General features: G+C 69.4%; 10 protein-coding genes, 1 other RNA gene and 1 pseudogene. 9 read left to right on the top strand and 3 right to left on the bottom strand.

All coding sequences use genetic code 11. The features are described from left to right. A pseudogene (locus tag JWP28_RS16785) lies at positions 1-92 on the top strand (prephenate dehydratase); the annotation flags it as partial. 122 nt (positions 93-214) lie between these two features. Here the strand turns inward: JWP28_RS16785 and nudC are convergent. Beyond that, positions 215-1,159 carry an NAD(+) diphosphatase gene (gene nudC, locus JWP28_RS16780; protein ID WP_299544706.1) on the bottom strand — a complete coding sequence of 315 codons (945 nt, stop codon included), beginning with the start codon at positions 1,157-1,159 and terminating at the stop codon, positions 215-217. Between the two features lie 225 nt (positions 1,160-1,384). Here nudC and yghU point away from each other — a divergent pair, with 225 nt between their 5' ends. Then, entirely contained in the window at positions 1,385-2,257 is an 873-nt protein-coding gene (gene yghU / locus JWP28_RS16775; protein ID WP_299544704.1) for a glutathione-dependent disulfide-bond oxidoreductase, read from the top strand. Between the two features lie 17 nt (positions 2,258-2,274). Here yghU and JWP28_RS16770 read toward each other — a convergent pair whose 3' ends face one another. Both JWP28_RS16770 and JWP28_RS16765 read right to left on the bottom strand, forming a co-directional pair. Beyond that, a complete protein-coding gene (locus JWP28_RS16770) occupies positions 2,275-2,472 on the bottom strand; it encodes a hypothetical protein (protein ID WP_299544702.1) in 198 nt (65 codons plus the stop codon). 212 nt (positions 2,473-2,684) lie between these two features. Next, positions 2,685-3,419, bottom strand: a complete 735-nt coding sequence (locus JWP28_RS16765) for a Crp/Fnr family transcriptional regulator (protein ID WP_299544701.1) — start codon at positions 3,417-3,419, stop codon at positions 2,685-2,687. A 131-nt stretch (positions 3,420-3,550) separates the two neighbouring features. Here JWP28_RS16765 and ffs point away from each other — a divergent pair. The 7 genes from ffs (at position 3,551) to JWP28_RS16730 (ending at position 9,011) form a co-directional block, all read left to right on the top strand. Further along, positions 3,551-3,649: signal recognition particle sRNA small type (gene ffs, locus JWP28_RS16760), an RNA gene on the top strand. Between the two features lie 121 nt (positions 3,650-3,770). Beyond that, positions 3,771-5,612 carry a DNA polymerase III subunit gamma/tau gene (locus tag JWP28_RS16755; RefSeq protein WP_299544699.1) on the top strand — a complete coding sequence of 614 codons (1,842 nt, stop codon included), beginning with the start codon at positions 3,771-3,773 and terminating at the stop codon, positions 5,610-5,612. Further along, positions 5,609-5,929, top strand: coding sequence for a YbaB/EbfC family nucleoid-associated protein (locus JWP28_RS16750; protein ID WP_299544697.1), 321 nt, complete (start codon positions 5,609-5,611; stop codon positions 5,927-5,929). Before JWP28_RS16755 ends, JWP28_RS16750 begins: the two co-directional genes overlap by 4 nt. 1 nt (position 5,930) lies before the next feature. After that, the gene (gene recR, locus JWP28_RS16745) at positions 5,931-6,533 is read left to right on the top strand and encodes a recombination mediator RecR (protein ID WP_299544695.1); all 603 of its coding nucleotides are present in this window, start codon (positions 5,931-5,933) and stop codon (positions 6,531-6,533) included. Between the two features lie 4 nt (positions 6,534-6,537). Further along, positions 6,538-7,044 carry an AAA family ATPase gene (locus JWP28_RS16740; RefSeq protein ID WP_299544694.1) on the top strand — a complete coding sequence of 169 codons (507 nt, stop codon included), beginning with the start codon at positions 6,538-6,540 and terminating at the stop codon, positions 7,042-7,044. Between the two features lie 186 nt (positions 7,045-7,230). Continuing rightward, a complete protein-coding gene (locus tag JWP28_RS16735; RefSeq protein ID WP_299544692.1) occupies positions 7,231-8,448 on the top strand; it encodes a DNA recombination protein RmuC in 1,218 nt (405 codons plus the stop codon). Positions 8,449-8,501: 53 nt separating this feature from the next. Then, a complete protein-coding gene (locus JWP28_RS16730) occupies positions 8,502-9,011 on the top strand; it encodes a peptide deformylase (protein WP_299544691.1) in 510 nt (169 codons plus the stop codon). The last annotated feature ends 228 nt before the right edge of the window (positions 9,012-9,239 follow it).

The following is a 9,239-nucleotide window of genomic DNA, read 5'->3' as shown; positions in this document are numbered from 1 at the left end:
TGGCGCTGGCCTTCGAGGAGCTGCGGTTCTTCTCGGACAAGTTCGAGATCCTGGGGGTCTACCCGGCCGATCCGTTCCGGACGCGGGGGTAGGGGCGGCTAAGTTGCTCCCCCGTTGGGGGAGCTGTGAGCGAAGCTGACTGAGGGGTCCTCAGCAATCTGAGCGGACCCCCTCCGGCGCTTCGCGCCACCTCCCCCAAGGGGGGAGGAACTAGTTAGTCCTTCTCCTCCACCCACGCCCTGATGAGCTGGTGGGCGATGGCCAGGCGTTGGGGGGCGAAGGTTCCGTCGATCTTGCCGGCGATCAGCTCGCGGGCCTCGTCGCGGGTGAACCAGCGGACTTCGGAGAGCTCGGTCTGGTCGGGGCAGCCCTCCTCGTCCTCGACCTCGGCGATCAGGCCGATCATCAGCGACGACGGGTAGGGCCAAGGCTGGGTCGAGTGGTAGCGGACCTTCACCGCGTGCAGGCCGGCTTCCTCGTTGAGCTCGCGCGCGCAGGCCTCCTCGATGGATTCGCCGGGCTCCAGGAAGCCGGCGAGCGCGGAGAACATGCCCTTGGGCCAGGCTTCCTGACGGCCCAGCATGCAGCGGTCGCCGTGGTAGGGCAGCATGATCACCACCGGGTCGGTGCGCGGGAAGTGCTCGGAGCCGCAGGCCGGGCACTGGCGCTTCCAGCCGCCCTCGGTGGCCTGGGTCGGCTGGCCGCAGACCGCGCAGTGCCGGTGGCGCCGGCGCCACTCGAACATCTGCTTGGCGGTGGCGAGGATGGCGGCGTCGGGCCCCGGCAGCTTCAGCGCCACGGCCCGCAGGTCCTCGAACTTGCCCAGCCCCTGCAGCGGGCCGTCGCTCGGGTCGGCGGCGTCCTCGATATCGACGGCGAAGACCGCGGTTTCCTTCCACAGGCCCATGAACAGCAGTCGCTCCGGCCCGCCCGCCAGCTCGCCGACCAGCTTGGCGGGCAGGTAGGCGATCTGCAGGCCGCCGTCCTCGCCTTCGGTCTTGGGGGAGGGCTCCACCAAGGGCCGCCCGTTCCACAGGGCCAAGCCAAGCGAGTCCGGCGAGGCCAGCTGCTTGGCGATCCACTCGGGCTTGGCGCGCCGGTCGCTGGCGCGGTCCAGCGGATTGCCGGCGAAGGTGTTCTGGAAGGCGTCTAGGGGCATGGGTGGGTCGTCTTAGCGCGGAGAGGCGCGAACCCCAAGCTGCCGTCACGACCGTTCCAGCAATAGCTCAGGACTGGACCGCGCCCGGCCATTGGACTCTAACGCTTGGCGAAACGGCCTGGGGGCCGGAACGGGGGGCGGGGTAGCTAAGCCGGCGCGCGGCCCCCACATCGCAGGGGCCAGCGCGCTCTGCGCGTCCGTCGAACCCCTAGGGAAATCCGATCCATGTCCGAACCGTCCGCCTACGCCCCGCCCACGGTCTGGACCTGGAACAAGGAGAACGGGGGCCGGTTCGCCAACATCAACCGCCCGGTCGCCGGGCCGACGCACGAGAAGGAGCTGCCGGTCGGCCGCCACCCCTTGCAGCTCTATTCGCTGGCGACGCCCAACGGCGTGAAGGTGACGGTGATGCTGGAGGAGCTGCTGGCCCTGGGCCACACGGGCGCGGAATACGATGCCTGGCTGATCAACATCGGGCAGGGCGACCAGTTCGGTTCCGGCTTCGTGGAGGTGAACCCCAACTCCAAGATTCCCGCCCTGATGGACCGTAGCGGGCCCACGCCCATCCGGGTGTTCGAATCCGGCGCGATCCTGATCCACCTGGCGGAGAAGTTCGGCGAATTCCTGCCCACCGAGCCCGGGCCCCGCGCTGAGACGCTGTCATGGCTGATGTGGCTGATGGGCTCGGCGCCCTTCCTGGGCGGCGGCCTCGGCCATTTCTACGCCTATGCGCCCACCAAGATCGAATACGCCATCGACCGCTACGCCATGGAGGTGAAGCGGCAGCTGGACGTGCTGGACCGCCGCCTGGCGGAGAGCGAATACCTGGGCGGCGCGGCGTACACCATCGCCGACATGGCGACTTGGCCCTGGTACGGCGGGCTCGTGAAGGGGGTGCTCTACGAGGCCGGCGAGTTCCTGTCCGTGAGCGAATACAAGAACGTGTTGCGATGGACCGACCAGATCGCCGAGCGGCCGGCCGTGAAGCGCGGCCGGATGGTCAACCGCACCTGGGGCGAGCCCGCCAGCCAACTGCCGGAGCGGCATGAGGCCAGCGACTTCGAGACCAAGACGGGGGACAAGCTCGCGGCGGAGTAAGTGGGCCCGCGAGCGCCCTAGAACCGGAGCTGCGCCGCCAGCGTGCCGCCGCGGTCGAATACGTGCAATTCCACCCGCTCGCCGGAGCGCGCCGCGGCAAGCGCCAGGCGGCGGGCCGCCGCCTCGGCCCGTCCGCCGGAGCGGAAGAACGTCGGCTCGCCCAGGCCGGACAACTGCCAGCCGTGGTTTCCTGCAGAGACTTTGAACACGCGCATCCGATCTTTCCTCCCCAGGACGCCCTTAGTGGCTCGGATATGCTCAGCAGGATGCCGGGGCGCGCAGCCGGCGTCTGTCCAGCCCAAGACAGAACGGCGTTTTTCCTGGAGCGTGACAGCTGAAAATGCGTGCAACATCGGCGATGATCACGCTCTAAGCGCCTGAATTATAGTCAGTTTCTTCGGCTAAGGTGATGCCGCCGAAAAAGGCTCTAGGCCGGGCGCGCCCTTACGGCTGCCGCCGGCTCGGCTTCCGGCAGGCCTCCCAAGAGCATCTGGTCGCGCCGCATCGCCTGGTAGCACTCACAGGCGTGCTCTCTCAGCACGCTGCGGTCGCGGATCGCCACGCGCGAGCGCGCCAGGGCCACCGCACCCCCTGCCTGCAGCGCCCGCAGCGTCGGATTCACCGAGGTGCGCTGCACCCCCAGCATCTTGGCGAACACCTCCTGCGACAGCGCGATCTCGTCGCTTTCCAGCACGTCTGAACAGGTGAGCAGCCACCGGCTCAGCCGTTGCTCCACCGAGTGGCGGGCGTTGCACGCCCCGTTGCGGATCGCCGCGCACAGCTTGCGCACCATGTACCGCTCGACGACCTCCTGGACGCGGTGCGAGGCGCCGCACGCCTCGATCAGCCGCTGGGCCTCCAGGCGCGACGCGCGGGCCTCGACGTGGCAAACGTCGCGGGTCACCGCCCGGTGCAGCCCCAGCACAGACGCCGCCCCGACTGCGCCCTCCCGCCCGATCAGGGCGCACTCGATCTCCGAACCGTCCTCGAAAATCATGAGCTTCGAGACCGCGCCGCTCTGCGGGAACCAGACGTAGCGGATAAGTTCGCCGGGCTCGCAGAGCACCTGCCCCGCCTTCAGGGTCACCTCCCGAAGGTGGGGGCGGACCAGATCGCAGTCCTCGCCAATCGCCGCGAGGACGCCATTGTTCCTCGGCAACACGGGTCGGTCTCCGTCCCTGTGTTGGTAATGCGCGAAGCTCGTCGCGGTGGCGGCGAACGATGTTCACTCTGTCGTGCTTGGCAGCGGGCGACCCCCTTGCCCTAACGGCCCCCACCCTTCATATACCCGCCCGGAGATCGGCGACGGGCGGACGCCTCGCCAACCTGGTCAGGGCCGGAAGGCAGCAGCCATAACGAGTTTCGCTCCGGGTCGTCGTTCGGTCTCCACCCGCCTTCGCCCAAGGGCTACGGCGCGGCAAGCCACTGCCTTGGCCTCGCGGCTACGGCGCGGCGGGCCCATCTTCTCAATTCCTGACTTTGCCGGGACCGGTCGGTCCCGTTAGATGGACTCATGGGCGACGACGACCTCATGCGCGACGATTCCGAGCCGCCGGAGCGTGACCCGAACACGGGCGACATGTTTGGCGACGCGCCGAAGCCGACGGTGAGCGACGACCAGTCGGCCGCCTACACCGTCATCGCGCGCAAGTACCGGCCGAAGACCTTCGACGACCTCTATGGCCAGGAGGCCATGGTGCGGACGCTGAAGAACGCCTTCGCCTCGGGCCGCATCGCGCACGCCTTCATGCTGACCGGCGTCCGCGGGGTAGGGAAGACCACCACCGCGCGCCTGCTGGCCCGGGCGCTGAACTACGAGACCGACAGCGTCCACGAGCCGACGCTCGACCTGGCCGTGGAGGGGATCCACTGCGCCTCGATCATCGAGGGGCGGCACATGGACGTGCTGGAGCTCGACGCCGCCAGCAAGACCAAGGTCGAGGAGATGCGGGAGCTGCTGGACGGAGTGCGCTACGTGCCCACCTCGGCCCGCTACAAGGTCTACATCATCGACGAGGTGCACATGCTCTCGCCGAGCTCGTTCAACGCGCTCTTGAAGACGCTGGAAGAGCCGCCGCCGCACGCCAAGTTCATCTTCGCCACCACCGAGATCCGCAAGGTGCCGGTGACCATCCTGTCGCGCACCCAGCGCTTCGACCTGCGGCGCGTCGAGCCCGAGGTCATCGTCAAGAACCTGGAGATGATCTCCGAGGCCGAGGGCGCGCGCGTCGACGCCGACGGCCTGATGCTGATCGCACGCGCCGCCGAGGGCTCGGTGCGCGACGCCCAGTCGATGCTCGACCAGGCCATCGTCCAGGCCGAGCCTGGCCAGACGGTCACCGCGGCCACCATCCGCGACATGCTGGGGCTCGCTGATCGAGCCCAGACAATTTCGCTTTTTGAGCAACTGATGCGCGGCGAGGCGGGGCCGGCCATCGAGACCTTCCGCACGCTCTACGGCTACGGCGCCAACCCCGACCAGGTGATGCTGGACCTGCTGGACCACTGCCACGGCGCCTCGGTCGCCAAGGCGATCGGGCCGCAGGCGCTGATCATGCCCAAGGACCAGTCGGCGAGGCTGGCGGCGGTGGGCGCGGCGGTGTCGGCAGGCACGCTGTCGCGGCTCTGGCAGCTGACGCTGAAGGCCTACGAGGAGGTGCGCCGTGCGCCCGACGCGGCGGCGGCGACCGACATGGCGCTGATCCGGCTGGCCTACGCCGCCGACTTGCCGGGGCCGGAGGAGGCGCTGAAGCGGTTGCAGGCGGGCGACCCTGCTTCGCCGGCCGGGCCGGCTTCGCAGGGCGGGGCCTCTGGAGGTGGCGGCCCGCCTTCGCCGACGGGGTCGGCTTCGGCGCGGCAAGGCGGGGGCGCGGCCGTGGCGCGCGGCTTCGCAGCGCCGCAGCCGCAATCCTCCAGCGAACCCGTGGCGGTGCTGAACACCTTCGAGGAGATGCTGGCGCTGATCGAGAAGAAGCGCGACATCGCGCTGAAGCTCGACGTGGAACGCTACGTCCGCCCGATCAGCTTCCGTCCCGGGGCCATCGAGTACGAGCCCGCCCCTGGCGCGCCGGCCAACCTCGCCCAGCGGCTGGTCGGCCGGCTGAAGGACTGGACCGGCGAGCGCTGGCTGATCGCCGCGCAAGGCGGCGGCGGGGCCGAGAGCCTCTGGGAGCGGCAGAAGCGCGAGGAGCGCGAGGTCCGCAAGCAGATCGAGCAGGACCCCTTCGTTCTGGCGGTCATGCAGAGCTTCCCGGGCGCCGAGATCGTCGGCGTGCGCACCCTGCCGCAGCCCGAGGCCGCGGAGCCCACCCAACCCGAAGACGACGATGAAGACGAGAGGGGAGGATTGACGTGAAGGACCTATCCTCGTTGATGAAGCAGGCTCAGGCCATGCAGGAGAAGCTGGGCCAGGCCCAGGCGGAGCTGGAGCAGCTGGTGCTGCTGGGCCAGGCCGGCGACGGCCTGGTGAAGGTGACGCTGAAGGGCACCGGCCAGGTCATGCGCGTCGATATCGACGACAGCCTGATGGCGCCCGGCGAAGGCGAGATGGTCGGCGACCTGGTCGCCGCCGCCCACGCCGACGCCAAGCGCCAGCTCGACGCGCGCCAGGCCGAGCTGATGCAGAAGGCGGCCGGGCCGCTCGCCGGCATGCCCGGCATGCCGAAGTTCTGATTTGGCCCAATCCGCCGGACCTGAGATCGAGCGGCTGATCAGCCTGCTTGCCAAGCTGCCGGGCCTGGGGCCGCGGTCCGCGCGGCGCGCGGCGCTGACCCTGCTCAAGCGCCGAGACCAACTGCTCAGCCCCCTGGCCGACGCGCTGGCCGAGGCCGCAGCGCGGGTGAAGGTCTGCTCGGTCTGCGGCTCGCTGGACACCCAGGACCCCTGCGCGATCTGTTCGGACGGCCACCGCGACCCCGCCATGATCTGCGTGGTCGAGGAGGTGGGCGCGCTCTGGGCCATGGAGCGGGCCAGCGCCTTCCGCGGCCGCTACCACGTGCTGGGGGGCCTGCTCTCGGCGCTGGACGGCGTGGGGCCCGAGGCGCTGCGGGTGAACGGCCTCATCGCCCGTGCCTCCGAGGGTGGGGTGCGCGAGGTGGTCCTGGCGCTGCCGGCCACGGTCGACGGCCAGACCACCGCTCACTACCTCGCCGACCGCCTGGCGCAGGCGGACGTATCGGTGACCATGCTGGCGCGGGGCGTGCCGGTGGGCGGGGAACTCGACTGGCTCGACGACGGGACCATCGCGCAGGCGATGCGGGCGAGGCGGCCGGCCTGACGCCATGGCGACCGCGCACCTGATCCACGGCGGTGTCGGCGCGGGCAAGACGACGTTCGCCAAGCGGCTCGAGATCGAGGCCGGCGCCCTACGCTTCACGCACGACGAATGGATGTCCGCGGTCTATGGCGGCGACCCGCCGGAGCCGATGTTCGCCGAGTACTACCGGCGCGTCGCAGCTCTCATGGAGCCGCTATGGCTCCGCGCCCTGGCGCTCGGGGTCGACGTGGTGCTGGACGTCGGGTTCTGGCGGCGAAGCGACCGCGATGATGTCCGGGCCAAGGTTCAAGCCATAGGCGCCGACGTCGTCCTCCATGAATTGGTGTGCGACCGGGCCGAGGCCTGGCGGCGGGTGGAGCGCCGCAACGCCGACCTGGGCGGCTCGCTGCTGATCACCCGAGATACTTTTGAGTTGCTGTGCGAGCGGGTCGAGCCGCTCGGGGCAGACGAAGCGCGCGTCGCGGTCTACAGCGCCATCGCGCAGGCGATGCGGGCAAGGCGGCCGGCTTAGTTCCTGGCTTCCCCCGGTACGGGGGAAATGTCGCCAATGGCGAAGCCGGGCGACAATGGGGGAAGTAGCTTCTGACCTTCGACTTCCCCCATCGACCCTCCAGCCAAACGGCTGTCGGGGATGGTTTCCCCCGTACCGGGGGAAGACACTATGGCCGCGACTCATCGTTCGGGCTAAGAACGCATCATGAACGGGACTTTGATCCTCGCGTTTGCCTTCGCCCTCGTCGCCGCAGGCGCCATCGCCTGGGCGCTGAAGGAGCGCATGCGGGCGGCCGCGGCCGAGCTGCGGGTCGAGATGCTGCGCGAGCAGGCGGACCTGGTGACGGCCCAGCTCACCCAGTCGGCGACGGGCGTGGCGGAGGCGATCCTCAAGAAGAACGAGGAGGCGATCCACAACCGCGAGCAGCTCGCCCAGGCGCGGCTGGAGGCGCAGCTTAAGCCGGTGGCCGAGAGCCTGCAAAAGTTCCAGGAGCATGTGGCGCTCGTGGAAAAGGCGCGGGTCGAGGAAACCGGCGGCCTGAAGGAACAGATCGCGGCGCTGCTGAACGCCTCGGCCGCCACGCAGGAGGAGGCGCGCAAGCTGTCGGCGGCGCTCAGGCGCGGGGCCGGCGTGCAGGGGCGCTGGGGCGAGCAGACGCTGCGCAACGTGCTGGAGGCTGCGGGCCTGGCGCACCGCTACGATTTCGACGAGCAGACCACCACCGACAGCGAAGAAGGTCGGCGCAGGCCAGACGTCACCGTGAGGCTGCCGGGCGGCGGGGTGTTCGTCATCGACGCCAAGTGCTCGCTGAACGCCTTCCTGGAGATGCAGGACGCTCCCGACGACGCGAGCCGCGAGGCCTGCGGCCAGCGCCACGTGCAGAGCGTGCGCGGCCATGTGCAGGGGCTGTCGGCCAAGGCCTATTGGGACCAGTTCGACAATTCGCCGGACTTCGTGGCGATGTTCGTGCCGCTGGACAGCGCCATGGCCGCAGCGTTGGACCGCGCGCCGGACCTGATGACCGAGGCGATGGACAAGCGGGTGGTGATCGTCACGCCGACGACGCTGTTCGCGCTCTGCAAGGCGGTGGTCTACGGCTGGCGGGTCGAGGAGCAGGCGGCCAACGCCCAGAAGATCGCCGAGCTGGGCCGCGAGCTCTACAAGCGCATCGCCGTGATGGGCGGCCACGCGGGCGCGGTCGGCAAGGCGCTGGAAACGGCGGTCGCCAAGTACAACCAGTTCGTCGGCTCGCTGGAGACCCAGGTGCTCACCCAGGCGCGGCGCTTCGAGGAGCTGAAGGTCGATCACGAGGGCCGCGAGGTGGCCCAACTCGAGCCGCTCGACACCGCGGTGCGGCCGCTGACCAAGCTGTCGCCGGAAACCCCGCCGCAGGTGCGGCTGGTGGCGGGCGACGAGGCCTGAGACGGATCGTCTGGCGTCTTGACGCTCGGTGCCGGCGACCCTAACTCCGCGCCATGGCCTTGAGAGACATCCTCGTCGTTCCCGATCCGGTGCTGAAGCAGGTGTCCGCGCCTGTGGCGGCGGTCGACGACGAGCTGCGCGCGCTGATGGACGACATGCTGGAGACCATGTACGCCGCGCCCGGCATCGGCCTGGCGGCCATCCAGATCGGCGTGCCCAAGCGGGTGATCGTCATGGACATCGCCCGTCAGGACGAGCCCAAGGCGCCGCGCTACTTCGTCAATCCGCAGATCCTCTGGGCGTCGGAAGAAACCCTCCCCTACGAGGAAGGCTGCCTCTCGGTGCCGGAGATCTACGACGAGGTCGAGCGGCCGGCGCGGGTGAAGCTGCGCTACCTGAACTACCAGGGCGAGACGATCGAAGAAGAGGCCGAGGGCCTCTACGCCGTCTGCATCCAGCACGAGATGGACCACCTCGACGGCGTCCTCTTCATCGACCACCTCTCGCGCCTGAAGCGCGAGCAGGCGGTGAAGAAGGTCAAGAAGCAGGCCAAGGCGGCCTAGCGCTGCTCAAGCTTCCCCCGGTACGGGGGAAATGTCGGCAATGGGCGAAGCCCGGCCGACAATGGGGGCGGTATCTTCTGTCTTTCGACTTCCCCCATCGACCCTCCAGCTAACGCTGTCGGGCCACTTCCCCCGGACCGGGGGAAGACAGAAGCGCGCCTAGCTGCCGCTACTTCGACTCAGCCTTGTCCTTGGCCTTGTTCAGCGCCGCGTCGGTCTTGGCGCCGG

The sequence above is a fragment of the Phenylobacterium sp. genome (assembly GCF_028290885.1).
In the GTDB taxonomy this organism is placed as follows: Bacteria; Pseudomonadota; Alphaproteobacteria; order Caulobacterales; family Caulobacteraceae; genus Phenylobacterium.
This window is presented reverse-complemented; position numbering and strand designations above follow the sequence as displayed.